We start from the raw sequence: 25,722 nt of genomic DNA, 5'->3' as shown, positions 1-25,722 counted from the left end.
TTGATGGAGGTGACTTTTTATGGTGGCGAAATGGTTTTTCGCAAGCGGCGAGTCCTTTATGAACAGACTGTTTTTGAGCAAGTAGCAACTTATGCTCAGTGCTTGTGTCTCGCTTTCTCTAGTAAGTCAGTGAAGTAATGCCTTAATGAATACAGCATGACAAGGCTTGGTATAACCATTAACGCGGTCAAAATAAAGAAAGCCGTCCAGTTGTCTAAATAGTCCACTAATTCGCCACTAAATGAAGCAAGGGTAGTACGCCCGAAGTTACCTAACGATGCAAGCAAAGCATACTGTGTTGCCGAAAAAGCTTGCCCGGTTAATATGGTTAGGAACGAAACAAATGCGACGGTAGAGAATGCTGTTGTAAAGTTATCGACAATAATCGTTGCTAAGAACAGGTGTTCATTTGGGCCGACTTTGGCGATCCAAGCAAACATCAGGTTGCTAGCTGCCATGGCAATGCCACCGATCATTAAACCGCGAACGATGCCAAATTTAACATTGAACATGCTGCCAACCAGCGTGAAGAGCATTGTTGCGCCCCAACCGATCAATTTGGAGTAGTGGCCAATCTGCTCATTGCTAAAGCCAATATCTTTATAGAATGCAATCGACATTCTTCCCAAAAAGGCCTCGCCAATCTTAAATAGAAACACGAATAGCAGTAGGGTGATGGCAACCCGAACGCCGTTTCGGTTAAAGAAATCTAGGAAAGGTTCAACAACCGTTACGGTAAACCAGGCAGCGATTTTAGAACCTACTACTTCTTCATGGCGTTGTTCGGCTTGATGCTGAAGTTGCTCTCGTTGGGTTTTTGGCTCGCCAACCAACAGCGTAAAAATCATAAGCAATACAACGACCATTGCCATACCATAGTAAACGCCATTCCAGCCAATACTATCGGCGTTAATGAATGCCAAATAGCCAGGAAGAGAATAGCCAGTCCACCAACCAATAACGGCCATGGCTGATGCTTGGGGCAGCTTTGATTCTTCAGATTTTGGGAAAGTATCAATACGGAAAGCGTCAATAGCAATATCTTGAGTGGCTGACGCGGTAGCGATACAAAGCGCAAGAAGTGATGCAAAGATCAAGTTCTCTGCCGGATTCACGCCTGCAATAAATATGGTCGCAATAAGGACGATGCTCTGGCAAAGAAAAATCCAGCTGCGGCGTTGGCCCAATAAGCGGTTTAGCAAGGGCAATTTTACGCGGTCAACTAAAGGTGCCCACATAAAGTTAATGGCATAGACAGCAAATACGCTACCAAAGTAACCAATCGCAGAGAGAGTTAGGCCCGAATCTTTTAACCAACCGGACATATTCGAGCCAATCAATACCCACGGGAAACCGCTTGAACAGCCCAGCATGAAAACCCAAAGTAGGCGTTTATCAAGGTAACTTTTTACTGTTTCCAACCAAGTGATGGAGGGCAGAGAAGACATAAATCAATCCGTTAACATAGAGCGGCTAAAAAGAGAAAGCCCCTCGAATTTTCAAAGGGCTTTTGGGGTATGTTTACTTCAGCAATGTTGCCTTGGTAATCACAATTTGTTTTTCTGGGACATCTTGCATACGACCAAAAGATGTCGTTGGTTGTTTCGCCATTTTTTCAATGACATCAAACCCTTCAACAACATGACCAAATACGGCGTAACCTGGTGGGCGAGCACCGTAGTTTAAGAAATCATTATCGGTTAAGTTAACAAAAAACTGTCGCGTAGCGGAATCAGGTGCATTGGTACGCGCCATTGCAATGGTTGCGCGGTCGTTATTTAAACCGTTATTGCCCTCATTTTTGATAGGTGCGTAGGTTTTAACCATTTGCATGTCTTGATTAAAGCCACCGCCTTGAGCCATAAAGCCAGGGATAACACGATGAAAAATAGTCCCTTCATAGCTACCATCTTCTACATATTTTAGGAAGTTAGAGACAGTGATCGGTGCTTTTTCTTGGTTTAGCTCAACGGTAAAATTGCCCAGTGTCGTTTCAAATGCGACTTTTGGCCCGGCAAATACGCTACAGCTAAGTAGTGCCAAAGATAGAATCGCTTTACGTAACATTAGAATCGCTCCTGCATGTACTGACGTAACTCAGCGTCGTTTGCTATCTCTTTAAGCGTAAGCGCAACGACATCATTCAACGTTTGCTCGATGTCCGCGTCAGAAGCGCTTAGTGTGCCAGAACGTTTTGCCGTACCAGTGAAAGTTTTTACGAGTTTCCCTTGAGGTGTCTCTGCTGTAATTTCTAGCACGACCTTGGCATCCATTTCATTCTCCATAACAGAGTGTTTAACGTTTACCAATGCTTCTTGTACTTCAAGTTCGATACTGTTGTTGCTGTTTAAGTCAGAATGAAAGCCTTGTGAAGACAATTGTTTTTCAAGTGCTTCTTCTAATGAGATTCGCAAGTTCTGCTTCGCATGGAGAGGCAGAATGTTTGAACGGCCGTTATCCACGAGCGCAACGTATTGTGCTGCACGAACATCTTTACTCGTTAGGCTGTAAGTTTTGCCTTGAACAATAGGATTTGTACTAAGTGTTGTTTCTGGCATTAGATTCAGTTGTGGCTGCTGAGGCGCTGAACATGCAGCAAGCAGAGCAACCGAAGCGGCGAGTACCAGTTTTTTCATTTTGTTATTTCCTTTTCAACATGTTGCTAGGGCAAGTTGGTTCAACTAGTTACCATCATGACATTGATGCTGATGGCTTCACTAAAAATATGTTCATACCCTGAAATCAGGGGGTTATAGTGCTGCGCTTAATTTAGCAGGATTTTTTACAGCCTGTAAAATGACAAACTTATTGTTTGAAGCGATTAATTTCACGTTTTTATCGCCGAATAGGCGCTTCAATTTTGCATCATAGCCGAGGTGGCGATTACCGATGACAAGTAATTTACCTTGACGGTTTAGGGTTTGTTTAGCATCACAAAACATTTGCCATGCAATGTGGTCAGTAATGGCTTGTTGCTGATGAAATGGTGGGTTGCACATAATTAGGTCAGCACTATCGGGTTTGAAATCATCCAAACAGTTATTAGCAATACACTGAAAATCAATATCACTGCCTAAGTTATCCGTCAGGTTTTGTTTTGCTGATTCTACCGCCATGAAACTTTCATCAATACAAGTAAGACGTGCATTTGGATTGAGCTGGCCCACTTTTACCGATAGAACGCCATTCCCACAACCTAGATCAATGATGTGCTTGATGCTTGGATCTTTTGGTAAGTGTTGCAGCATAAAGCGTGCTCCTAAATCCAAGCTTTCACCAGAATAAACATTTGGCAGGTTCTTGAGTTGAATGTTTTCGCCATCCACATCCCAGACTGTCATCGGGTCGACATCAATGATTGGTTTGCTATTGGCATTGGAAAAAACTAAACGATGTTTTTTCCACGCAAGCGATGTCTTGGTTTCACCTAGGTACTTCTCAAACAGTTTGAGTGTTGAGGTGTGAATCTCTTTCGCTTTATTGACTGCGATAATTGGGCAAGACGCTGGTAGTGACTTACGTAATTGGCTCAACAACCAAACGAGGTGACGATTGCTTTTCGGTAATTGCAGCAAAACAATATCGGTATTGGCAGGAATGTCGTCCATGGTGGTGAGAAAGCCGACACGGTTGCAGTGATTTAACTCTAAATTCTTTTGTGCGCCTTTATGTGAGATAAATGAATCACTCACAAACGTGACGTTATGTCTTTGGGAAAACCAGCAAGCAAGCGTGCCAAAGTTATCATTAATAACAACGATGTTTTGATTGTCAGGCAGTGCAAGCTCTTCGACATGATTGATGAGATATTCATCACCCGCGTCCCACGCTTGAAGAGTTTCGTTTGAGCGTTTTGGAAAGCGGTGAAGCTCTAGGCTTCTATCGTGAAGATTCAGTTCGGTTTTCATAGATAAACGTTGGTTAAGTTAAAAACGAGAGACGATTGTCGCAAATGATGCGTCCTCAAGATACAAAAAGCTGTCAAAATTCCTGATTTTGGCTTGCTTTTTGTTTGTAGGAACGGTGACAGGTGTAAAGTAATGCCAGTTCTAAGATTTAATTTGCAAAACTAGAGTATATACTTACCGGATTGGTATTGATGAGGACGAAATATGATCCAAGAAATCATAGAAAAGAAACTGCATGGTGAGTTGCAACCTGATTATCTCAAGGTGATTAATGAAAGCTACATGCACAACGTACCGCCTGGTTCAGAGAGCCATTTTAAGGTGATTGTTGTGAGTGATGTGTTCGCTGGATTGCGTTTGATTGGCCGTCATCGTCAAGTACACCAAGTGCTTGCTGATGAGTTAGACAATCACATTCACGCACTGGCGATTCATACATATACGCCTGATGAATGGAAGCTTGAGCAAGATGGTGCGCCAGATAGCCCAATGTGCATGGGTGGTGGACGTTAAGTTCGATTAAAACAACGACTTGAAAAGATGGCCTCGGTCATCTTTTTTGCTTTGTAATGTTCGAAACGTATAACGAGAACTTTATAAAAATCGTTAACAGCGTTTCAACAAATGAATAGAAATTAATGCATGTTTCAAACCATGAATAAGTGATTCTGGATGGTACAAAAGAGGGGCTGACATTTGTGCGATGGCTCAAACTTATGACTATTCTTTAACCTTTTAACGCGGTTTGGAGCGAAATAAAAGCACTATTACTGTTATTGGTCATGGCATCAAGTTCCGAAAAAATGCTAGACTACGGCACCTGATAGATCTGTCCAAATTACTGTGACAAGATTTTTAATAGGATGTTGCGATTTTGGCGTTTAAAACATCGCCAGAACCGGACACTGATGTCGTGTCTAAAAGTTACGCAATCAAAAGAATCTTTTTCCCGATAAAAGTAGTGCAAGTGCGTATGATTACAATAAAGAAGGGCTTGGATCTTCCTATCGCAGGAACTCCATCCCAGGTGATTAATGATGGTAAGACCATCAAAAAAGTCGCCTTGCTTGGCGAAGAGTACGTTGGCATGCGTCCTACCATGCATGTCCGCGTTGGTGATGAAGTGAAAAAAGCGCAAGTTCTTTTTGAAGACAAAAAGAACCCTGGCGTGAAGTTCACTGCACCAGCAGCCGGTAAAGTGATCGAAGTTAACCGTGGCGCTAAGCGTGTACTTCAATCTGTAGTGATTGAAGTGGCAGGCGAAGAGCAGGTGACATTTGATAAGTTCGAAGCAAGTCAACTAGCTGGTCTAGATCGCGAAGTGATCAAGACTCAACTGGTTGAATCTGGCCTTTGGACCGCTTTCCGTACTCGTCCGTTCAGCAAGGTTCCAGCAATCGATTCTGCTACAAAGGCTATCTTTGTAACTGCGATGGATACTAATCCACTCGCAGCTCAGCCTGAGTTGATCATTAATGAACAACAAGAAGCATTCGTTGCAGGTCTAGACATTCTTTCAGCCCTGACAGAAGACAAGGTTTACGTATGTAAATCTGGCACGAGCTTGCCACGTTCTTCTCAGTCTAACGTAGAAGAACACGTCTTCGATGGCCCTCACCCAGCAGGTCTTGCTGGCACACACATGCATTTCCTATACCCAGTAAATGCACAAAACGTGGCTTGGAGCATCAATTACCAAGACGTTATCGCGTTAGGTAAGCTATTCCTAACTGGCGAGCTATGTACAGACCGTGTTGTCTCTCTAGCTGGTCCAGTTGTCAACAACCCACGTTTAGTTCGCACTGTTGTAGGTGCTTCGTTAGAAGACCTAACTGACAGCGAATTGATGCCTGGTGAAGTTCGTGTGATCTCTGGCTCGGTACTGTCTGGTACTCAAGCGTCTGGTCCACATGCTTACCTTGGTCGTTACCATCAACAAGTTTCTGTGTTGCGCGAGGGGCGTGACAAAGAGCTGTTTGGTTGGGCTGTACCTGGTAAAAACAAATTCTCGATTACAAAATCTTTCCTTGGTCACGTTTTCAAAGGTCAGTTGTTCAATATGACAACATCGACTAACGGTAGTGACCGTGCAATGGTTCCAATTGGCAACTACGAGCGTGTAATGCCACTTGATATGGAACCAACATTGCTACTTCGTGATCTATGTGCAGGTGATACTGACAGTGCGCAAGCACTTGGTGCACTTGAACTGGATGAAGAAGATCTAGCATTGTGTACCTTTGTATGTCCTGGTAAATACGAGTACGGTCTGCTACTTCGTGAATGCCTAGATACCATTGTGAAGGAAGGGTAATCCATGCTTAAAAAATTCATAGAGGATATCGAGCATCATTTTGAACCAGGCGGCAAACACGAAAGATGGTTTGCACTGTACGAAGCAGCGGCGACGCTTTTCTACACGCCAGGTCTAGTAACAAAACGTAGCTCGCACGTCCGTGATAGCGTTGACTTAAAACGTATCATGATCATGGTTTGGTTCGCGGTTTTCCCAGCAATGTTTTGGGGTATGTACAACGCGGGTGGCCAAGCGATTGCAGCACTTAACCACATGTACGCTGGTGAGCAACTAGCGACAGTTATCTCTGGTAACTGGCACTACTGGCTAACAGAAATGCTTGGCGGCACCATCGGTGCTGAGTCGGGCGTTGGCAGTAAGATGCTACTAGGTGCGACTTACTTCCTACCTATCTACGCAACGGTATTTATCGTTGGTGGTTTCTGGGAAGTGCTTTTCTGTATGGTGCGTAAGCACGAAGTTAACGAAGGTTTCTTTGTTACTTCTATTCTATTCGCGCTTATCGTTCCACCAACGCTACCTCTATGGCAAGCGGCACTAGGTATCACATTTGGTGTTGTTGTTGCTAAAGAGATCTTCGGTGGTACAGGTCGTAACTTCTTGAACCCTGCACTTGCAGGTCGTGCGTTCCTATTCTTTGCTTACCCAGCTCAAATCTCTGGTGACTTAGTATGGACAGCGGCCGATGGCTTCTCTGGTGCTACAGCACTTAGCCAATGGGCTCAGGGTGGTAATGGTGCGCTGATCAATAACATCACTGGCGCGCATATCACTTGGATGGATGCTTTCATCGGTAACATTCCTGGTTCAATTGGTGAAGTATCGACTCTGGCTCTAATGATCGGTGCGGCGATGATCGTTTACATGCGAATCGCTTCATGGCGCATTATTGCGGGTGTAATGATCGGTATGATTGCAGTGTCGACGTTGTTCAACGTAATCGGCTCTGACACCAACCCAATGTTCAACATGCCATGGCACTGGCACCTAGTACTAGGTGGTTTTGCATTCGGTATGTTCTTCATGGCAACGGACCCTGTATCAGCTTCATTCACCAACGGTGGTAAGTGGTGGTACGGTATCCTAATCGGTGCAATGTGTGTGATGATCCGCGTAGTTAACCCAGCTTACCCTGAGGGTATGATGCTGGCGATTCTATTCGCGAACCTATTCGCACCTCTGTTCGACCATGTGGTTATCGAGAAGAACATCAAGCGGAGACTAGCACGCTATGGCAAGTAATAACGACAGCATTAAAAAGACGCTGGGTGTTGTTATCGGGTTGAGCCTTGTTTGTTCAATCATCGTATCAACAGCAGCAGTAGGTCTGCGTGATAAGCAAAAAGCTAACGCTGTCCTAGATAAACAATCAAAGATTGTAGAAGTTGCTGGCATTGACACAGACGGTAAAAAAGTACCTGAGCTATTTGCTGAGTACATTGAACCTCGTCTAGTTGATTTCAAAACAGGTGACTTTGTAGAGAAAGCGGAAGATGGTTCTACGGCAGCGAACTACGACCAACGTAAAGCAGCAAAAGATCCAGCTGAATCTATCAAGCTAACGGCTGAAGAAGACAAAGCTAAGATCCTACGTCGTGCTAACACAGGTATTGTTTACCTAGTGAAAAGCGGTGATGGAGTATCTAAAGTTATCATCCCTGTTCACGGAACAGGTCTTTGGTCAATGATGTACGCATTCGTTGCGGTTGAAACTGACGGTAACACTATTTCTGGTATTACTTACTACGAGCAAGGTGAAACTCCTGGACTTGGTGGTGAAGTAGAGAACCCAGCATGGCGTGCTCAATTCGTTGGTAAGAAACTGTTTGATGAAAACCACAAACCAGCAATCAAGATTGTTAAAGGTGGCGCTCCAGCAGGTTCTGAACACGGCGTTGATGGCCTATCTGGTGCGACACTAACTGGTAACGGTGTTCAAGGTACATTCGACTTCTGGTTAGGTGACATGGGCTACGGTCCTTTCCTAGCAAAAGTTCGTGATGGAGGTCTGAACTAATGTCTAGCGCACAAAACATTAAAAAGAGCATCATGGCGCCGGTGTTGGATAACAACCCAATTGCGCTGCAGGTTCTTGGTGTATGTTCTGCTCTTGCAGTAACAACTAAACTAGAAACAGCATTTGTAATGACACTAGCGGTAACATTTGTAACTGCACTGTCGAACTTCTCTGTTTCTTTAATCCGTAACCACATTCCTAACAGTGTGCGTATCATCGTTCAGATGGCAATCATCGCATCTCTAGTAATCGTGGTAGACCAAGTGCTTAAAGCATACTTATACGATATCTCTAAACAGCTATCGGTATTCGTAGGTCTGATCATTACGAACTGTATCGTAATGGGTCGTGCAGAAGCATTCGCGATGAAATCTGCGCCAATCCCATCTCTAATTGATGGTATCGGTAACGGTCTTGGTTACGGCTTCGTTCTTATCACTGTTGGTTTCTTCCGTGAGCTATTTGGCTCAGGCAAACTATTTGGCCTAGAAGTACTACCTCTAGTGAGCAACGGTGGTTGGTACCAGCCAAACGGCCTGATGCTACTTGCACCATCAGCATTCTTCTTAATCGGTTTCATGATCTGGGCTATCCGCATTATCAGACCTGAACAAATCGAAGCGAAGGAGTAAGGACGTCATGGAACATTACATCAGTCTGCTAGTTAAATCGATTTTCATCGAAAACATGGCACTGTCTTTCTTCCTAGGTATGTGTACTTTCCTTGCCGTATCTAAGAAAGTTAAGACCTCTTTCGGTCTGGGTGTTGCAGTTGTGGTAGTACTCACTATCGCGGTTCCTGTGAACAACCTAGTTTACAACCTAGTTTTGAAAGAGAACGCGTTAGTTGAGGGCGTAGACCTTAGCTTCCTAAACTTCATCACCTTCATCGGTGTAATTGCAGCACTTGTACAGATCCTAGAGATGGTTCTTGACCGTTTCTTCCCTCCTTTGTACAACGCGCTGGGCATCTTCCTACCGCTGATCACAGTAAACTGTGCGATCTTCGGTGGTGTATCTTTCATGGTACAACGTGACTACAACTTTGCTGAATCTGTTGTTTACGGCTTCGGTTCTGGTGTGGGTTGGATGCTAGCGATCGTCGCTCTTGCAGGTATCCGTGAGAAGATGAAGTACTCAGACGTGCCTCCTGGTCTACGTGGTCTAGGTATCACGTTCATCACTGTAGGTCTAATGGCGTTGGGCTTTATGTCTTTCTCTGGTGTTCAACTGTAAGTCGGGTAAACCGCAACAATTAAGGAATAGTCAATGGACATTATTCTTGGTGTAGTGATGTTTACTCTGATCGTACTTGCGCTAGTACTAGTGATTCTATTCGCTAAGTCAAAGCTTGTACCAACAGGTGACATTACAATTTCTGTGAACGATAACCCTGAATTGGCGATCGTTACACAACCAGGTGGTAAGCTACTAACTGCGTTAGCGGGTGCTGGCGTATTCGTATCTTCTGCTTGTGGTGGCGGTGGCTCTTGTGGTCAGTGTCGCGTAAAAGTTAAATCAGGTGGTGGTGACATCCTACCTACCGAGCTTGACCATATTACTAAAGGTGAAGCGCGTGAAGGTGAGCGTCTAGCGTGTCAGGTTGCAATGAAAACTGACATGGACATCGAACTTCCTGAAGAAATCTTCGGCGTTAAGAAGTGGGAATGTACGGTTATCTCTAACGATAACAAAGCAACATTCATCAAAGAGCTTAAGCTACAAATTCCAGATGGCGAATCAGTACCTTTCCGTGCTGGTGGTTACATCCAGATTGAAGCACCAGCTCACCACATTAAGTACGCTGATTTCGATGTACCTGAAGAGTATCGTGAAGATTGGGACAAATTTAACTTGTTCCGTTACGAGTCTAAGGTAAACGAAGAAACAATCCGTGCTTACTCAATGGCTAACTACCCAGAAGAAGAGGGTATTATTATGCTAAACGTGCGTATCGCTACGCCGCCGCCTAATAATCCTGACGTACCACCTGGTATCATGTCATCGTTCATCTGGTCTCTAAAAGAAGGCGACAAGTGTACGATTTCTGGTCCATTCGGTGAGTTCTTCGCGAAAGACACTGATGCTGAAATGGTATTCGTTGGTGGTGGTGCAGGTATGGCCCCAATGCGTTCTCATATCTTCGACCAGCTAAAACGTCTGCACTCTAAGCGTAAGATGTCATTCTGGTACGGTGCTCGTTCTCGACGTGAAATGTTCTACGTAGAAGATTTCGACGGCCTAGCGGCTGAGAATGACAACTTCGTTTGGCACTGTGCATTGTCTGACCCTATGCCAGAAGATAACTGGGATGGTTACACAGGCTTCATTCACAATGTTCTTTACGAGAACTACCTACGTGATCACGAAGCGCCAGAAGACTGTGAATACTACATGTGTGGTCCACCTATGATGAACGCGGCTGTTATCGGCATGCTAAAAGATCTAGGTGTAGAGGATGAGAATATCCTTCTAGATGACTTCGGTGGTTAATTCCTCCAAGTGATTGAATCTATGGCTAGCTCTCTAAGAGCTAGCCATTCTTTTTTGTGAATGACAAAATGATATTCAACAGTTGATATAGGAAATCGGTTTGTCTTAAGAGAACCCATTTTCCATATCAATTCATACCAATATCGCTGATTAGGGAAATTGGTATTAACAACAATTGGAGTAAACAAGTGAAAAAGTGGCTTGTTGCATTCGCTTCTCTATTGATTTTGGCTGGCTGTGAACAGTCTGCAGATCAAATTCATTTAAGTGGCCCAACGATGGGAACTACTTACAATATCAAATACATTGAGCAAGATGGCTTACCTTCACCTGAAGCGCTTCAAACAGAAATCGATCGCCTACTTGAAGAAGTGAACGATCAAATGTCGACTTACCGTGAAGATTCAGAGCTTAGCCGTTTTAATCAACATGAAACGAGTGAACCATTTGAAGTATCACCGCAAACCGCAACGGTTGTGAAAGAAGCGATTCGCCTAAATGGTCTTACTTTAGGCGCTCTCGATGTTACCGTTGGTCCTTTGGTTAACCTTTGGGGTTTTGGCCCTGAAGCTCGCCCAGATGTTGTACCATCAGATGAAGAACTTGCAGCTCGCAAAGCGAACACCGGTATTCACCACCTTTCGGTCGAGGGGAACAAGATGTCGAAAGATATCCCGAACCTTTATGTTGATCTCTCAACGATAGCAAAAGGCTGGGGTGTGGATGTTGTTGCGGATTACCTGCAATCAGAGGGGATTCATAACTACATGGTTGAAGTCGGTGGTGAAATGCGTCTAAAAGGTATTAACCGTGAGGGGGTGCCGTGGCGTATTGCGATTGAAAAACCAACCGTAGATGAGCGCTCAATTCAGGAAATTATTGAGCCAGGTGATATGGCAATTGCAACAAGTGGTGACTATCGTAATTACTTTGAGAGCAATGGTGTGCGATACTCTCACATCATCAATCCGCAAACAGGTAAACCAATCCACCATAAAGTGGTATCGGTTACGGTATTGGATAAATCGTCGATGACGGCCGATGGTCTTGCAACTGGCATCATGGTGTTAGGTGAAGACAAAGGTATGCAAATCGCAAATGACAACAACATTCCAGTTTTCATGATAGTGAAAACGGATGATGGATTTAAAGAGCTGGCTTCTGAAGCATACAAGCCGTTCATGAAGAAATAACAACCGAAGTGAGTATGTTCTTATGAGTACATTTCTAATTACTTTTGCTGTTTTTGTTGCGGTGATTGCAGCGATGGCAGTGGGTTACATCTTTCAAAAGAAAGTGGTAAAAGGCAGTTGCGGTGGCCTTGGCGCAGTAGGCATTGAAAAAGTATGTAATTGCCCTGAACCATGTGATGCACGTAAGAAACGTGAAGCTCGTGAAGCAGCACGTGCGGAAAAGCTTGCTGCATGGGAAAAAGACCGCATTGCTTAATCTGTAATGGTTAAAATAGAAAACCCAGCCTTGTGGCTGGTTTTTTTTTGGAGCAATTTAGTAGAAAAAGTGTCTACTGGTAAATAGTCTGATTTCGACCATTTTCTTTTGCTTGATACAAGCGATCATCTGCGACTTTAATTTGTTGGTCGAGGTTGTCGAGTGCTGTTGATACACCAATACTGATCGTTATCTGAATTTCTTCGTCTTGGTATGGTATCGGCGTTTTCTCTACTCGTTGCCTCATTTGCTCTAGGCGTGTGACAAATTCCTCATAGTGATCGCATGCTTGAATACAAAACTCTTCTCCACCAAATCGAGCCACAACATCATCTGGGAAATAAATTTTTAAGATGTTGGCGACCATGACGAGTGCAGCGTCTCCACCATCATGGCCATAGTTGTCGTTCACTTTCTTAAAGAAATCGATATCAAGCATCGCAATATTGCGTTTTTCGCATCCCCCACACGCTTGACCAAACAAGAAACGTCGATTCCACAAACCGGTGAGGGAATCTTGGTTTGCCATCCGGTACAACTCAGAAGTAGCTTCTTTCATATCTAAGATTTGATGAACTCGGCAAAAGAACTCTTCTTGGTTAAAAGGCTTGTATAAAAAGTCATTTGCGCCAGCTTTTAGAAAACGGGCCGTCATTGTGTGGTCATCGCTACCAGAAATACCAAGAATCGCCAGTTGGTTCTTATCAAAATTCTGGCGTAGTTCTCTGATCATTGTAATGCCATCTTTGGTTGGCATGTCGTGGTCAGTGAGGACTAAAGTGATATCAGGGTTCTGCTCGATTAATTCAATCGCTTGCTGACCATTCTCAGCTTGGAGTGTTTGCAGATATTGATGCTCCAGCAGTTGCACCACGTGATGACGCACCACCATGGAGTCATCCACGACCAAGCACTTATGGTTGTGGTTGTTTGTCAGTCGCCTAATTAATGGAAGAAGGTAGGAGACAGAAGCCATGCTGTCTTTTAATAAATAGTCTAGCACGCCCTTAGCTAGCATTTGTTCACGGATCTCTTCTTGAAACATCGCAGTCAGTACAATGACTTTATGTTGATGAGAAAGTAAAAGATCGATGATTTCACCGTCTTGGGCATCAGGTAAACAATAGTCTAATACGGCGCACAGCAGGTCTTGCTGAGAGTTTAAAATGGCTTGTGCTTCTGAAAAGTTCTCTGCTGCAATGATTTCATACCCTGCTTGCCCTAAGATTTGTTGCAGATAATTTCGAAAGGCGCGACTGTCTTCGACAATCAAAATTTTGTTACTCAAAAAAGTGTCCTTACTTTTGTATAGTGCAACCCCGAGCATACTGTTCGTATATGCATTCGCATTATCTTGATGTTCGGTTTTGCGATAACCTTATATTGTTAAGCTTTCTCGCTAATGGAATCAATAATAATCAACAGTTTTATTAATGCTATGAAAATATGTCTAACTTTGGCTCCGAATAACACTATTTAGGTATAAGAACATTGTTGAACTTTAAGTATTCTTAATGTCTTTTTACAGTACTAACTAGTTCGAGTAGCTTATGACAAACAACAATTTACTTTAATCGCAACGACAAAAATACAACGTAGAACGAAAGTCGTTATATCGGTAAGGTGAATGTGTGTTTTGTTCAAAGCAGTAAAAATGAGTTAAATATCACGCTCTGGATGGGGTTTGTGTTTTGTATGTAATAAAAGGTCTTTGTTTGTGTAGTGAATAATGGCAAGTTATGTTGTATTTATTCGCAGGCTAGACACTTAATATCATAGGTTAAAAATGAGGAGCGATGGCTTAATCGGTTATTCTTATTTTTAATTTATTTTGCTGAGAAAACTTTGTATGAAAAACGTTCGTTGATCGGATCGACGAATATGAGCGATATGCGTTCAATTTGCAGATGGATGGATTGCGTTACAGATAGTGTCTATAATTTAAAAATTGTATAAAAATGAACCTAAAAATCCTCTCTGTTTTAACTATCATGGTATGTATTACCATGCCGTTGATTTATTCAACTAGTATAAGTATCGATGTAAAGTTAGCCAGCATGTTGAGTGCATTCTTGGCATCATTGGTTGTTGTGTTATCTACGATTCTTATTCGGACTCAACTCAAGCTAAATGAAATTAACGCGGGCCTTAGCAATCTCCTTGATGAACTGCATGCCTCCTACCAATCTTTTAATCTTAATTTAGACAAGAATGTTAAGGACACTGAGCAGTGCTTTCTTGATCTTGAACAAATATCTGCTTCAACAGTAGAGTTGTCTTCAACGTCACAAAGCGTTAGCCATGAAGCTTCAGTCGCCAAAGATGCAACTGAACAAGTGCTGAGAGATCTATATAAAGGTCGTCGTTTGATGGAATACGACAGTCAGATTGCTATGCAAGTGTTCACCTCGATTGAACATTCTGTGCCGATTTTTAATAAACTTTTTGAATGTTCAAATGACATCAATTTGCTTTTGGATACCATCAACCAAGTTTCTAACCAAACGTCATTATTGGCGCTCAATGCCTCTATTGAAGCCGCAAGAGCGGGTGAGCATGGTAAGGGATTTTCCGTCGTTGCCAGTGAAGTGCGTAAGTTGTCGATGCAGACTCAACAGAGTACATCGGTAATAAAAGAAACCGTAGAAAAGCTCAATGCTTACAGTACGAAAGCGCAAGATCATATTACTAAGAACCAAGCGATCATCAAAAAGTCGTTTGCACTTTCTAAGCATTTAAATGAAGCGTTCGAGAGTATTAATGTAAGTACGCAAAAATTGGCGGCAATTAACTCTGTCGTACATGAAACATCTACTAGCCAAACCGTGGTGACTCACGATTTATCCTCCCGAATAGAAGATGTGTATAGCAAACTCGATAACAGTCTAGCGAATGCAAAAGCGAACCAAGAAAAGAATGCGTACACGAGTACGATGATTATCGGAATGAAGCAATTTCTACACGATAAACAGGTTGAGCAATAGCATTTTTGATTAGTGCGGAGATGGTCGCGCGGCATGTGATATAGCCATGCCGTGCTTCTATACCCAAGTCAGCTCGCCCTTTGGGAGCGTGTCATTGAAACAATGTCATCGTCAAACAACTTAGAAAAAGCTAGCTATTACGCTTCGTTGCTTTCTTTCTTATTCCGGTAAACAGGGAATCACTGGCAACGCTCTGAATCCTGCATCTTGAAGTCACTTGGGTATAACAAGCTTATCTTCAAGCTAGACTTACCAATGGTTACTTATCACAAACTTCGATCTTTATTTTGAGAAGTGCATCATAGTATACTGTTTTTTTAAACAGTGTGTTTTGTGTATTGAGCGTGCAAGAACGAGTAAGAAAAATTATTCACGTTGATATGGATTGTTTTTATGCCGCGGTGGAAATGCGCGACAACCCGAGCTATCGGGGGGTACCACTTGCTGTGGGCGGTCATGAAAAGCAACGTGGCGTGATCAGTACGTGTAACTATGAAGCGCGCAAGTTTGGCATTCGAAGTGCGATGCCAACAGCGCGTGCACTCCAACTTTGCCCGAATTTGCTCGTTGTTCCGGGACGAATGCATGTTTATAAACAAGTCTCACAACAAATCCGCGCCATTTTCGAACGTTACACACAAATCATCGAACCTCTTTCTCTAGATGAAGCATACCTTGATGTTACAGACTCCACCGCTTGTCGAGGGTCTGCCACACTGATAGCAGAGTCCATTCGTAAAGACATACACACGGAGTTGGGGTTAACTGCCTCTGCTGGGATCGCACCAATAAAGTTTTTAGCTAAAGTCGCGTCTGACATGAATAAGCCGAATGGTCAGTTTGTGATTACGCCAAGTCAAGTTCAGGAAGTCGTTGATAAGCTGCCTCTGGAGAAGATTCCTGGGGTTGGCAAAGTGAGCTTGGAGAAACTGCACCAAGCGGGCTTCTATTTATGTGAGGACATCAAAAACAGTGACTATCGTGAGTTATTACGTCAGTTTGGGCGGCAAGGTGCATCACTATGGAAGCGCAGCCATGGCATTGATGATCGAGAAGTGGTTGTGGAGCGAGAGCGCAAATCGGTTGGCGTAGAGCGTACGTTTAGCGAAAACATTTCGACCTATGATCAATGTTGGCAAGTGATAGAAGAAAAGCTTTATCCTGAACTAGAGAAGCGCTTGGAAAGAGCCAGCCCAGATAAATCAATCATCAAGCAGGGGATCAAGGTAAAGTTCGCAGATTTCCAACTGACAACCATTGAGCATATACATCCACAACTGGAGTTGGACGACTTTAAGGCTTTGCTAAGGGATATTCTAAAACGCCAAAATGGCAGAGAGATCCGCTTGTTGGGCTTGAGTGTGATGCTCAAGCCCGAAGAACAAGCTCGTCAATTGAGTTTCTTCTAGGCTTGAGCTTCTTCTAGGATCGTGCCACTTCAACGTGTTGCAATACTTGAGAGAAAGAGGTATTTGCCATAGCGCCATAACCTTGAAGCTTGCTTGCTTTAAGTCGAGCAATGATAGGAGTGCTGATCCCACATAGAAAGCGAGCTACGGCTTCATTGCTGATGGCGCTAGGTGAGAGTTGAACAAACTCATTTACCCATGCTTTCAGATGAAGCGTTTCTGGTTGCTCATGTTGCGTTTGAGGGAATGTCGCCACTTCTCCACGACATACCGAGCAATGACCACATCGTGTAGGCGCATCATGGTCGGCAAAGTAGTGAGCCAACTGATGGCTTAGGCAATCAGACGATTGGAACAGGTTCAGCATAGTGTGAATACGTTCGATATCTTTACGTTCTTTTGATTGAAATAGCTCAACTAATTGTTCGGTGAGTGCGTCTTGGCTCTGAGTTGCAGGCAATACGGAATAAACATCCGTGAGTTGTTTACTTTCTAATTCAATCCAGCCGTTTTGATGGAAGTAGTCTAAAGCAGCAACCACTCGGCTGCGTTCAGATTGATAGTGCATCCATAGGGCTTCTAAATCTACCTGGCACCAGATTTTTGCTTTGGTCGAACACGTGAAAATGGCCTCGACAAACTGACGACGCTCACCTTGGAACTGGTTGAGAATAAACTGTTGATCTTGCAAAAACTTAAATCGGTATTCAGCAAAGTAACTGTACTTCGCTTTAATAACGTCCGCTAATTCAAGATAAACGAGTAAGGTCTTAAGTGGTAATTGGCGAATATTGCTGTCACGAGAAAGGCGCAGTGCGATCATTTCCCATTGAGGCGTATTTTCTCGAATCTGCTCTAAGACATACTGGATGGCGCTTGGCTCTGGGGTATCGCCGTACACAAAATTTTCAAGTACGGTTAAGCCCGACGTATTTCCTAACAAGATGCATTCAGATCGTTGACCATCACGCCCTGCGCGTCCGATTTCTTGCGCGTAGTTTTCGATGGATTTTGGCAAATCAAAATGAATCACGCGGCGAATGTCGGATTTATCGACACCCATACCAAACGCGATGGTTGCAACAATGCAGTCGATTTGAGAGTCCATAAACTGCTGTTGGATTTTCTCACGAATGTCGCTCTTCATACCTGCGTGGTAAGCGTGAGCATTGATGCCCAAACGGATCAGTGAGTTGGCAACTTGCTCTGCGGTTTGCTGTTGAGTTACGTACACGATACTTGGCAGTTTAGGCTCCGCAGCAATAATGTCATTCAGTTGAGTTTGTTTGTTTTCTTCATCGCAAGGCAACACAGAAATATCGAGGTTAGGGCGATAGAAACCGGTGACGGTGATATGCTCGTTGTCGATGCTAAACTTCTTCTGCATATCTTCAATCACCGCCGGTGTTGCGGTGGCGGTTAGCAGGAGTGATTGAGAGATGTTGAGCTCACGTTGGTACTGAGGCAATTTAAGATAATCGGGACGGAAATTATGCCCCCACTCTGAGATACAGTGTGCTTCATCCACCACCATCAAAGAAATAGGAATTTGACGAATGAATTCACGAAAGCGTTCGTTCTTGAGTCGCTCTACAGAAATCATCAACACTTTTATATGACCACTCTTAACTCCAGCCATGACTTGCTGTGCTTCTTCTCTACTTTGACTGCTGTCGATAGAGGCGGCTGCAATCCCTTTACTTTGTAAAAAGCTGAGTTGGTCTTTCATCAACGCCAATAGAGGGGAAATGACCAACGTGAGATGCGGTAACTGTGTCGCTGGGAGTTGGTAGCAAAGTGACTTCCCGGAGCCTGTTGGGAAGATAGCAGCAGCAGAGTGTCCGTTCATTACGGCGTCAATAACAGGTTGCTGACCTGGTCGTAAGGCATCAAAACCAAACACGGATTGAAGTGTTTGCATAAGCGAGCCACTTTGCATAATAAGGAAACCTTTCTTTGATGGTAAACTGGGTTACATTAACACACCATGAGTGCGAAACGCGCGTCCTAAAAGTATGAACAAACCTGAGTTAGTCCAAATAATCATTAAACACTTAGAAGACAAACTTCAAATTGCTTATGCCTCGACCCAACGAGCCATTGATGCTGCCACAGATGAAGAAACTGTACCGGAGCATAAATACGATACGTTAGCGCTTGAAGCGTCTTATCTTGCGCATGGGCAAGCGATGCGTGTTCAAGAGAGTGAAGAAGAGCTTCGTCAGTACCGTTCGTTAGTCATTCGTGATTTTTCTGATTCTGCGATTGCTGTGGGTGCTTATGTCGAGCTTATTGATGAGCATGATAATGAAAAGGCCTTTTTCGTTGGCCCATGTTCTGGCGGGTTAACGGTTCAGTGGCAAGATAAAGAAGTCTTTGTTCTTACTGCTCAATCGCCTCTCGGGCGTGCTTTAATGCGTAAAGAGGTTGGCGAAGAAATTACCGTGGCCATTGGTGATAAAACAACCTGTTATGAAGTTGTGGCGATTTTCTGACATCGTATTTATTGCTGGTTGTTATAGTTATAAAGAATATTGTGATAGAAGAGAACGTAATGAAGAAACTGCTCACATTCTCATTGTTGATGGTTAGTGCAAGTAGCTACGCGGCCCAGTGTCGTATTGATATAAATAATGAAGTACGTATGGATGGTCAAAACCTCGAAATTGTCCATGCTAATGGTGAAAAAGCGGTGGTTGATGAAGAGAATAACTTATTCATCAAAGGTGAATTGATAGAGCTTGATGCCGATCAGAAAGCCGCTATCGAAGACTATCGTGAGAAAATGAATGCCTATATCCCACAAGCTAAGCAATTGGCCAGTGATGGTCTGGCTTTAGCGAACGATATTATTGACGATATTGCGGTTAGTTTAGATGCCCCAGATGCTTTTGATAATGTGAAGGCCGCCGCCAAAGCGTTCTTTGCGGATGTAGAGTCTCGTTATTACAAAGATGGTGATTTTATTCTACCAGCAGACAGTTTTGACTCGATGACAGAATCATGGACAGCTGATTTTGAAAAAGCACAAGAGATTTTCAACAAAGAATTCTTAACGAGCGCTTTTGATGCATTGTCTGCCAAGATGAAAGAAGAGGGTGGTTTGAATTTAACGGCGCTCTCTGAAAGCATGACAGAGTTGCAAGCGAAAGTAGCTCAACGTTTGGCTGAACACTCTAAAGAAGTAGAGCAGCAAGCCGAGGGTCTATGTGATTCGTTGGATGAAATGGCGGATCAAGAGCAAGATTTGCTCAAGAAGATTCCAGAATTGAAAGATTATCAAGTCTTTACTATCTGATGGTTTTGATCGTTTCCAGACCACGTATAAATAAACCGCTGAGTATGCTCAGCGGTTTTTTTGTTTTAGTTTGAGGGGTTTATAGCAGTTTACAAATGTTGTTGAGGATAAGCGTGCTGATTGTCGAGTAATTAACCTAAATTTTCTTGTCGAATGGGGGATATTGCTATAATGTACTAGCTCACTAGTTCGTTGATATGTGTGTGAGTAGTATGACACAACAAACCTCTTCTCAACCTCGTGAGCATTTTGGCTCGCGTCTTGGATTTATCTTAGCCGCTGCAGGAGCTGCCGTTGGTCTAGGAAATATTTGGGGGTTTCCAACCCAAGCTGCGAGTAATGGCGGTGGCGCTTTCTTACTTGTTTATTTAGTGATGATTCTTATTGTTGCTTTTCCAATGCTTGTGGTTGAAATGGCGATTGGTCGTCATGGCCAAGCAAACCCGGTTGATAGTATGCGCTCTCTTACTGACAGCCCTGCTGGTAAAAAGCTTGGTGGTATTGTTGGTTGGATTGGCCTGAGTGTACCAAGCGCAGTGCTGGCGTTTTATTCGATTGTTGGTGGCTGGTTGATCTGCTTTATGCTAGGTGCCGTTACCGACATCATGGGAATGGAAGCCGCAACCCAGTGGTTGAAAGGCTTTAGTGTGGAACGCAACCTTTTTGGTACGATCATCTTTTATGTTCTCACTATTTTGATTGTGCAAGGCGGCGTGAAACAGGGTATTGAGAAGTGGTCAACACGTTTGATGCCAGCGCTGTTTATTCTCTTCGGTTTGCTGTTCGTCTACATCATGACGCAAAACGGTGCGATGGAGGGGTTGAAGCATTACTTAGTGCCAGACTTTGAAAAAGTATGGGATCGAAAACTTATCCTTGCTGCAATGGGTCAAGGCTTCTTCTCGCTGACCATTGGTGGTTGTTCAATGCTGATCTACGGCTCTTACTTAAGTAAGAAAGAGAACCTACCTAAGATGGCCATGAACGTGACGATGGTGGATACTGCGGTTGCTTTCATTGCCGGTCTTGTTGTCATGCCTGCTATGTTTGTCGCGATGCAAAAAGGCGTACAAATTTACGCGGAAGATGGGTCATTACTCAGTTCAGATACTCTGGTATTTACGGTTTTACCATTGATGTTTGATAGCTTAGGCTTACTTGGTCAACTGTTCTCAATCGTATTTTTCTTGCTACTGACGATTGCGGCACTCACATCGTCAATTTCGATGCTTGAATGCCCAGTTGCACTGGTGGGCGAGCGCTTTAATACCAAACGCAGTACAACAAGCTGGGTGTTAGGTGCATTGATTGCACTGTTCAGTGTGGTTATCGTGTTTAACTTCGGCACACTGTTTGGCATGGTTGCTACTATCGCAACGCAATATCTACAACCAATGGCGGCACTGTTGTTCTGTCTATTTGGTGGTTGGGTATGGAACCGTCACTCAAAAATTAAAGAGCTTGAGCAAGGCTGTCCTGAGTTCACACAAGGCTGGTTTGGTAAATTGTGGCCGGCCTACGTGAAGTTCGTTTGTCCGGTGCTTGTGGCTACCGTGATCTGGGCTTCATTCGGCTAATTAACGCTAGTCATAACCTGTCCTCAATGTGTAAACAGTTTTGAGGAGGGGAGATCACAAAAGAAAAGGGCTTGATGATAACTCATCAAGCCCTTATTTTATTTGCTATTTCGACGGTTCGTTAAGATTAACGGAACTGACCAGCATCGGGTAAAAAATCAAAACCCGCAGATGCCAATTTTGCTTCAAGTGCTGCGCGATCGATTTCATAGAACGTAGCCAACTTATCTAGATCGCCACCAAAATCATCACGAAGTTTCATGTTGACGATGCTCATCAGCATGATCGGATCCATCGATTCAAAGTTTGCTAAGTTCATCGCTAGTCCTCAAAATCTGAAATGAGCAGGTTGGCCGCCGCAAATGCAGCTTTTTCACGAACATCTTTCGGTAGTGATTCATCCGCTGCCACATCGTTCAGTGTTTTCACTGCACATGAAATTGCTTGAGGAATGTAGCCTTGATCGCCACTACCGATTTGAGCGTAAAGCTCACGAACCAAATCACAACAGCCGTATACTTGCATGTTTTCTTTCCACTAAATGATAACTTATCTCAATATACACATAGCCGTTTTGAAACTCAAAGCAGAGCGTTGTTTTGGCTCAAATTCACAGGCAATTTGAGTAAAATTACATCATTTTAATTGCGCTTCTAGTTGATAAGTCACTTCGGGAGATAGATTCAACTGTTTCGCAAGCTCTTGTAAATAAGCCTTTTCCATGAAGTTTTGCTCATCAGCCACAATCAGAGAGGCAAGATAAATCTCTGATGCCTGTTGTGGAGACGTTGCTAAACGCGCAATTTCCGCAGGATCGAGAGGTTTGTGTAGCTCTTGATGAACGAGCTGTCTTACGTGATCGTCTGCGCCCATTTCCGTCAGTGCTTGTTCGATGCGAGCCATTTCTTCTTGGTCAACATGGCCATCGGCTTTTGCTGCACCAATCATGGCTTTGAGGATCAGTTTGGCGTGTTTATTATCCTCTGGGTCAAAGGCTTCGCTGACGCCTTGTGTATCTTGTTTGGCTTGCCAATCGTTGTAGACTTTGTAAGCCAGTGCGCCAAGGGCCGCTGCACCGCCGACTTTAAGTGCGCCAGTGCCCATTTTCTTCGCCATTTTTTTGCTCTTTTTTGAGCCCATCAGCATACCGATAAGACCACCGCCAATCGCGCCTGCCCCAAGGGTTTTCAGTTGGCTAGAACTTGAGGACGATTTGATATTGCTGGTCTGCTTGCTGAGCGCATCGGCACCTTGCTTGAGCAAGTCTGATTTGAGTGCTTGATTAAGAAGATTTTTTAGATCCATAGCTGAACTCCTTACTAGATTGAATCCAGTGTAAGGTGATGAATCTGAATAAAAGATTAACGGAGGCAATCAATTCTACCTTTGCCGCAATAAAAAAGGGCTGACCGAAGCCAACCCTTTTGAATATTAGTAAATGACGTTGAATATCAGAGAGTAACGTGGATTACTTTAGCTGAGCTTTAACGTGCTCAACGATATCAGCCATCGCTACTGCTGTTTTCTCACCGCTACGACGGTTCTTGTATTCGAAGTTACCCTCGTCCATGCTGCGGTCACCAATCACGATAGTGTGAGGGATACCGATCAGTTCCATATCAGAGAACATAACACCTGGGCGTTCTTTACGGTCATCGAATAGCACTTCGATACCCATAGCTGTCAGCTCAGCGTATAGCTTCTCTGCTGCTTCTTGAACGCGCTCAGATTTGTGCATGTTCATTGGAACGATAGCAACTTGGAAAGGTGCTAGTGCGTCTGGCCAGATGATGCCGTACTTGTCGTGGTTCTGTTCAATCGCAGAAGCAACAACACGTGATACACCGATACCGTAACAACCCATCTCTAGGATCACGTTCTTACCGTTAGAGTCTAGAACACCACAGTTCATCGCTTCAGAGTAAACATTACCTAGTTGGAAGATGTGGCCAACCTCGATACCACGCTTAAGCATGATAGTACCTTGACCACATGGGCTTGGGTCACCTTCTACGACATTACGTAGGTCAGCAACTTGACCAAGCTCTACATCGCGACCCCAGTTGATACCGAAGTAGTGTTTGCCATCAATGTTCGCGCCAGCGCCAAAATCGCTCATTACTGCAACAGAGCGGTCAACGATGAATGGTAGCTCAAGACCAACAGGACCTAGTGAACCTGCGCCCGCACCGATTAGCTCGCGCATTTCTTCTTCTGTTGCCATCTCTAGAGGAGAAGCAACTTCAGCTAGGTTTTCTGCTTTGATTTCATTCAGCTCGTGGTCGCCACGGATGATCAGTGCAACAATCGGTGCTTCGATTTCATCTGAAGCTTTAACGAACAGAGTTTTAACCGTTTTCTCGATTGCTAGGCCATGTTGTTCAACCAATTCCGCGATTGTTTTTGCGTTTGGCGTGTCAACAAGCGTCATCTCTTGAGTTGGCTGTGCACGTTCAGTTGCAGGTGCAACCGCTTCTGCTTTTTCAATGTTTGCCGCGTAATCAGATTCTGTCGAGAATGCGATTAAGTCTTCGCCGCTTTCAGCTAGAACGTGGAACTCTTGAGAGCCGTTACCACCGATAGCGCCAGAATCAGCCAGTACTGGACGGTACTCAAGGCCCATACGGTCAAATGCTTTGCAGTAAGCATCGTGCATCGCTTGGTAAGATTTCTCTAGGCCAGCTTTGTCGATATCAAAGCTGTATGCATCCATCATGCAGAATTCGCGCGCGCGCATCACGCCAAAACGTGGGCGGCGTTCATCACGGAATTTTGTTTGGATCTGGTAAAGGTTAATTGGAAGCTGCTTGTAAGAGCTTACTTCGTTACGAACCAATGCAGTGATCACTTCTTCTGCTGTTGGGCTAAGTACAAACGGACGAACATGGCGGTCAGTAAAGCGAAGCAGTTCAGGACCCATCTTCTCAGAGCGGCCTGTTTCTTCCCATAGTTCAAACGGCTGAACAACGGGCATCAAAGTTTCGATTGCACCTGCATTGTCGATTTCTTGACGAACGATGTTTTCGACTTTACGCAGTACACGTAGACCAGTAGGCAGCCAGGTGTATAGACCTGAAGCCAGCTTACGGATCATACCCGCACGTAGCATGAGCTGGTGGCTCACTACTTCTGCGTCGTTTGGAGTCTCCTTCAGAGTAGAAAGAAGATAATTACTGGTACGCATTAAATTTATCCGTTTATTAAAGTTAAATACTCAAGTCGCTATGAACAAGAGCATGAGGATCCCAATAGGGAAAATTGTTAGCCGCTTATAATATCAGCCAAATGGCTTTGTCAAAAGCTTTCGATCGCAGTAACTGATATTAAGTTTTCGTTGACGGTAAACTTCACGTTTAGATTGAACAAATTTACCGCATATTCTTTACTGTCTGGTTTGTTTTTCTTATAAGCAGGACGAGGATCTTGGGCGAGAACTTGTTCAATCACCGTTTTTACATACTCGGTGTCGCTATGCTTGTTTAGCACGGCTAGTGCAGGAGATGAAAAGCTCACGGAGCAAGTTTCAGGTTCGTTATCTGCATAGCCACCTTGTGCTGTAGGAATGGAATCTGAATAGGGAATGTAGGGTTTAATGTCGATGATCGGCGTGCCATCAACTAAGTCTACGCTACCAAGATCTAAATATATCTGGTCGCCCTTTTTGGATATGCCTTGTACTTCGACTGCCGACATTCCAATACCGTTAGGTCTGAATGTAGAACGCGACGCAAATACACCAATGCGTTCATTTCCTCCTAAACGAGGAGGTCGAACGGTTGGTTTCCAACCAGCTTCCAAGTTTTGGTCAAACAAAAATAGCAACCACACGTGAGAAAATAACTCTAGGCCACGCACGGCTTCTGGGCTATTCGCACTTCCGGTAAGTCTCACGCGCGATTTTGCCGCAGGGACTAATCGTGGTTGACGAGGAACAGCAAACTTCTCTTTATAAGGGCTTTCAATAACGCCAATAGGTTCGATGGAATACATGATTTGTGTCTTTCACTGAGGTTTAGGGAGAAAGTATCACAAATTTTACTTGGATTACTGGTTAAGGGTGAAGAATGTACTGAGGCCTTTGTTGTTTGTTTGTTTGTTTGTTGTTTGCTGATAGTCGAATGAGCTGTACCATCGCGCCAGCTTATTAATGTTAGTAACTTATAATTCCGGGTTATATTTGTTATCTAGGTGATATAACTGTATTTTTGTCAAAAATTGGCTATAAATTCGACGTGCGCTTACATTTTGTAACCTTTTGAACTTTAACTTA

At 43.9% G+C, this 25,722-nt stretch carries 25 protein-coding genes; 14 read left to right on the top strand and 11 right to left on the bottom strand.

The genetic code is table 11. The features are described 5' to 3' along the window. Window positions 1-95: 95 nt before the first annotated feature. The 4 genes from VA249_RS10910 to VA249_RS10895 form a co-directional block, all read right to left on the bottom strand. Window positions 96-1,448: an AmpG family muropeptide MFS transporter gene (locus tag VA249_RS10910; protein ID WP_221067991.1), complete on the bottom strand. Its 1,353-nt coding sequence runs from the start codon at window positions 1,446-1,448 to the stop codon at window positions 96-98. Between the two features lie 73 nt (window positions 1,449-1,521). Beyond that, entirely contained in the window at window positions 1,522-2,067 is a 546-nt protein-coding gene (locus VA249_RS10905) for a peptidylprolyl isomerase (protein WP_211916113.1), read from the bottom strand. Beyond that, window positions 2,067-2,636, bottom strand: coding sequence for a YajG family lipoprotein (locus VA249_RS10900; protein ID WP_128810346.1), 570 nt, complete (start codon window positions 2,634-2,636; stop codon window positions 2,067-2,069). The genes VA249_RS10905 and VA249_RS10900 overlap by 1 nt, the downstream gene beginning before the upstream one ends. A gap of 114 nt (window positions 2,637-2,750) precedes the next feature. Next, window positions 2,751-3,908, bottom strand: a complete 1,158-nt coding sequence (locus VA249_RS10895; RefSeq protein ID WP_221067990.1) for a methyltransferase — start codon at window positions 3,906-3,908, stop codon at window positions 2,751-2,753. A gap of 204 nt (window positions 3,909-4,112) precedes the next feature. Between VA249_RS10895 and VA249_RS10890 the strand changes: the two genes are divergently transcribed. The 9 genes from VA249_RS10890 (at window position 4,113) to nqrM (ending at window position 12,184) form a co-directional block, all read left to right on the top strand. After that, complete coding sequence (locus VA249_RS10890; protein WP_221067989.1) at window positions 4,113-4,421, top strand: BolA/IbaG family iron-sulfur metabolism protein; 309 nt, start codon at window positions 4,113-4,115, stop codon at window positions 4,419-4,421. Window positions 4,422-4,881: 460 nt separating this feature from the next. Further along, a complete protein-coding gene (locus tag VA249_RS10885; protein ID WP_128810349.1) occupies window positions 4,882-6,222 on the top strand; it encodes a Na(+)-translocating NADH-quinone reductase subunit A in 1,341 nt (446 codons plus the stop codon). 3 nt (window positions 6,223-6,225) lie between these two features. Continuing rightward, entirely contained in the window at window positions 6,226-7,467 is a 1,242-nt protein-coding gene (locus VA249_RS10880) for an NADH:ubiquinone reductase (Na(+)-transporting) subunit B (protein WP_128810350.1), read from the top strand. Beyond that, on the top strand, window positions 7,457-8,242 hold the full coding sequence (locus VA249_RS10875; protein ID WP_221067988.1) for a Na(+)-translocating NADH-quinone reductase subunit C: 786 nt from the start codon (window positions 7,457-7,459) through the stop codon (window positions 8,240-8,242). The genes VA249_RS10880 and VA249_RS10875 overlap by 11 nt, the downstream gene beginning before the upstream one ends. Next, window positions 8,242-8,874, top strand: coding sequence for an NADH:ubiquinone reductase (Na(+)-transporting) subunit D (locus VA249_RS10870; RefSeq protein ID WP_005436651.1), 633 nt, complete (start codon window positions 8,242-8,244; stop codon window positions 8,872-8,874). The genes VA249_RS10875 and VA249_RS10870 overlap by 1 nt, the downstream gene beginning before the upstream one ends. Before the next feature lie 7 nt (window positions 8,875-8,881). Continuing rightward, window positions 8,882-9,478 (top strand): NADH:ubiquinone reductase (Na(+)-transporting) subunit E, encoded by a 597-nt coding sequence (nqrE, locus tag VA249_RS10865; RefSeq protein WP_005436652.1) that lies wholly within the window; start codon window positions 8,882-8,884, stop codon window positions 9,476-9,478. A 33-nt stretch (window positions 9,479-9,511) separates the two neighbouring features. Beyond that, window positions 9,512-10,735 (top strand): NADH:ubiquinone reductase (Na(+)-transporting) subunit F, encoded by a 1,224-nt coding sequence (gene nqrF / locus VA249_RS10860; protein ID WP_221067987.1) that lies wholly within the window; start codon window positions 9,512-9,514, stop codon window positions 10,733-10,735. Window positions 10,736-10,923: 188 nt separating this feature from the next. Further along, on the top strand, window positions 10,924-11,928 hold the full coding sequence (locus VA249_RS10855; protein ID WP_221067986.1) for an FAD:protein FMN transferase: 1,005 nt from the start codon (window positions 10,924-10,926) through the stop codon (window positions 11,926-11,928). A 22-nt stretch (window positions 11,929-11,950) separates the two neighbouring features. Beyond that, window positions 11,951-12,184, top strand: coding sequence for a (Na+)-NQR maturation NqrM (nqrM, locus tag VA249_RS10850; RefSeq protein ID WP_005436655.1), 234 nt, complete (start codon window positions 11,951-11,953; stop codon window positions 12,182-12,184). Window positions 12,185-12,257: 73 nt separating this feature from the next. On the opposite strand, the gene VA249_RS10845 is transcribed toward nqrM, so the two are convergent. Then, a complete protein-coding gene (locus VA249_RS10845; RefSeq protein WP_221067985.1) occupies window positions 12,258-13,472 on the bottom strand; it encodes a diguanylate cyclase in 1,215 nt (404 codons plus the stop codon). 769 nt (window positions 13,473-14,241) lie between these two features. Between VA249_RS10845 and VA249_RS10840 the strand changes: the two genes are divergently transcribed. Further along, window positions 14,242-15,168 carry a methyl-accepting chemotaxis protein gene (locus VA249_RS10840; protein WP_225927091.1) on the top strand — a complete coding sequence of 309 codons (927 nt, stop codon included), beginning with the start codon at window positions 14,242-14,244 and terminating at the stop codon, window positions 15,166-15,168. Window positions 15,169-15,548: 380 nt separating this feature from the next. Then, window positions 15,549-16,577: a DNA polymerase IV gene (gene dinB, locus VA249_RS10835; RefSeq protein ID WP_242598069.1), complete on the top strand. Its 1,029-nt coding sequence runs from the start codon at window positions 15,549-15,551 to the stop codon at window positions 16,575-16,577. A 13-nt stretch (window positions 16,578-16,590) separates the two neighbouring features. Here the strand turns inward: dinB and VA249_RS10830 are convergent, their stop codons facing one another. Beyond that, window positions 16,591-18,516 (bottom strand): RecQ family ATP-dependent DNA helicase, encoded by a 1,926-nt coding sequence (locus VA249_RS10830; RefSeq protein ID WP_221067982.1) that lies wholly within the window; start codon window positions 18,514-18,516, stop codon window positions 16,591-16,593. 76 nt (window positions 18,517-18,592) lie between these two features. Here VA249_RS10830 and VA249_RS10825 point away from each other — a divergent pair, with 76 nt between their 5' ends. The 3 genes from VA249_RS10825 to VA249_RS10815 all read left to right on the top strand — a co-directional run bounded on the left by VA249_RS10825 (window position 18,593) and on the right by VA249_RS10815 (window position 21,452). After that, entirely contained in the window at window positions 18,593-19,072 is a 480-nt protein-coding gene (locus VA249_RS10825) for a GreA/GreB family elongation factor (protein ID WP_221067981.1), read from the top strand. 59 nt (window positions 19,073-19,131) lie between these two features. Continuing rightward, a complete protein-coding gene (locus tag VA249_RS10820) occupies window positions 19,132-19,875 on the top strand; it encodes a YggN family protein (protein ID WP_221067980.1) in 744 nt (247 codons plus the stop codon). 212 nt (window positions 19,876-20,087) lie between these two features. Then, window positions 20,088-21,452: a sodium-dependent transporter gene (locus VA249_RS10815; RefSeq protein ID WP_221067979.1), complete on the top strand. Its 1,365-nt coding sequence runs from the start codon at window positions 20,088-20,090 to the stop codon at window positions 21,450-21,452. 127 nt (window positions 21,453-21,579) lie between these two features. Here the strand turns inward: VA249_RS10815 and VA249_RS10810 are convergent, their stop codons facing one another. The 5 genes from VA249_RS10810 to tsaA form a co-directional block, all read right to left on the bottom strand. Continuing rightward, on the bottom strand, window positions 21,580-21,771 hold the full coding sequence (locus tag VA249_RS10810) for a DUF4250 domain-containing protein (protein WP_128810361.1): 192 nt from the start codon (window positions 21,769-21,771) through the stop codon (window positions 21,580-21,582). Window positions 21,772-21,773: 2 nt separating this feature from the next. Beyond that, window positions 21,774-21,977: a YaeP family protein gene (locus VA249_RS10805; RefSeq protein WP_221067978.1), complete on the bottom strand. Its 204-nt coding sequence runs from the start codon at window positions 21,975-21,977 to the stop codon at window positions 21,774-21,776. A 111-nt stretch (window positions 21,978-22,088) separates the two neighbouring features. Then, the gene (locus VA249_RS10800; RefSeq protein ID WP_221067977.1) at window positions 22,089-22,757 is read right to left on the bottom strand and encodes a tellurite resistance TerB family protein; all 669 of its coding nucleotides are present in this window, start codon (window positions 22,755-22,757) and stop codon (window positions 22,089-22,091) included. A gap of 163 nt (window positions 22,758-22,920) precedes the next feature. After that, window positions 22,921-24,636: a proline--tRNA ligase gene (locus VA249_RS10795; protein WP_128810364.1), complete on the bottom strand. Its 1,716-nt coding sequence runs from the start codon at window positions 24,634-24,636 to the stop codon at window positions 22,921-22,923. Between the two features lie 110 nt (window positions 24,637-24,746). Beyond that, on the bottom strand, window positions 24,747-25,442 hold the full coding sequence (gene tsaA, locus VA249_RS10790) for a tRNA (N6-threonylcarbamoyladenosine(37)-N6)-methyltransferase TrmO (protein WP_221067976.1): 696 nt from the start codon (window positions 25,440-25,442) through the stop codon (window positions 24,747-24,749). Between the last annotated feature and the right edge of the window lie 280 nt (window positions 25,443-25,722).

It is taken from the genome of Vibrio alfacsensis (genome assembly GCF_019670485.1).
GTDB lineage: Bacteria > Pseudomonadota > Gammaproteobacteria > Enterobacterales > Vibrionaceae > Vibrio > Vibrio alfacsensis.
The sequence above is the reverse complement of the archived record's forward strand: the minus strand, read 5'-3'. Positions and strand labels throughout refer to the sequence as shown.

Coding starts and splice junctions, on each gene's coding strand:
- VA249_RS10840 (WP_225927091.1), top strand. CDS start 14,242: ATGTTGAGTGCATTCTTGGCATCATTGGTTGTTGTGTTATCTACGATT.
- nqrE (WP_005436652.1), top strand. CDS start 8,882: ATGGAACATTACATCAGTCTGCTAGTTAAATCGATTTTCATCGAAAAC.
- VA249_RS10875 (WP_221067988.1), top strand. CDS start 7,457: ATGGCAAGTAATAACGACAGCATTAAAAAGACGCTGGGTGTTGTTATC.
- VA249_RS10805 (WP_221067978.1), bottom strand. CDS start 21,977: ATGCAAGTATACGGCTGTTGTGATTTGGTTCGTGAGCTTTACGCTCAA.
- VA249_RS10815 (WP_221067979.1), top strand. CDS start 20,088: ATGACACAACAAACCTCTTCTCAACCTCGTGAGCATTTTGGCTCGCGT.
- VA249_RS10870 (WP_005436651.1), top strand. CDS start 8,242: ATGTCTAGCGCACAAAACATTAAAAAGAGCATCATGGCGCCGGTGTTG.
- VA249_RS10885 (WP_128810349.1), top strand. CDS start 4,882: ATGATTACAATAAAGAAGGGCTTGGATCTTCCTATCGCAGGAACTCCA.
- VA249_RS10900 (WP_128810346.1), bottom strand. CDS start 2,636: ATGAAAAAACTGGTACTCGCCGCTTCGGTTGCTCTGCTTGCTGCATGT.
- VA249_RS10905 (WP_211916113.1), bottom strand. CDS start 2,067: ATGTTACGTAAAGCGATTCTATCTTTGGCACTACTTAGCTGTAGCGTA.
- VA249_RS10810 (WP_128810361.1), bottom strand. CDS start 21,771: ATGAACTTAGCAAACTTTGAATCGATGGATCCGATCATGCTGATGAGC.
- VA249_RS10910 (WP_221067991.1), bottom strand. CDS start 1,448: ATGTCTTCTCTGCCCTCCATCACTTGGTTGGAAACAGTAAAAAGTTAC.
- VA249_RS10825 (WP_221067981.1), top strand. CDS start 18,593: ATGAACAAACCTGAGTTAGTCCAAATAATCATTAAACACTTAGAAGAC.
- VA249_RS10830 (WP_221067982.1), bottom strand. CDS start 18,516: ATGCAAAGTGGCTCGCTTATGCAAACACTTCAATCCGTGTTTGGTTTT.
- VA249_RS10795 (WP_128810364.1), bottom strand. CDS start 24,636: ATGCGTACCAGTAATTATCTTCTTTCTACTCTGAAGGAGACTCCAAAC.
- nqrF (WP_221067987.1), top strand. CDS start 9,512: ATGGACATTATTCTTGGTGTAGTGATGTTTACTCTGATCGTACTTGCG.
- tsaA (WP_221067976.1), bottom strand. CDS start 25,442: ATGTATTCCATCGAACCTATTGGCGTTATTGAAAGCCCTTATAAAGAG.
- dinB (WP_242598069.1), top strand. CDS start 15,549: ATGGATTGTTTTTATGCCGCGGTGGAAATGCGCGACAACCCGAGCTAT.
- nqrM (WP_005436655.1), top strand. CDS start 11,951: ATGAGTACATTTCTAATTACTTTTGCTGTTTTTGTTGCGGTGATTGCA.
- VA249_RS10895 (WP_221067990.1), bottom strand. CDS start 3,908: ATGAAAACCGAACTGAATCTTCACGATAGAAGCCTAGAGCTTCACCGC.
- VA249_RS10800 (WP_221067977.1), bottom strand. CDS start 22,757: ATGGATCTAAAAAATCTTCTTAATCAAGCACTCAAATCAGACTTGCTC.
- VA249_RS10820 (WP_221067980.1), top strand. CDS start 19,132: ATGAAGAAACTGCTCACATTCTCATTGTTGATGGTTAGTGCAAGTAGC.
- VA249_RS10890 (WP_221067989.1), top strand. CDS start 4,113: ATGATCCAAGAAATCATAGAAAAGAAACTGCATGGTGAGTTGCAACCT.
- VA249_RS10880 (WP_128810350.1), top strand. CDS start 6,226: ATGCTTAAAAAATTCATAGAGGATATCGAGCATCATTTTGAACCAGGC.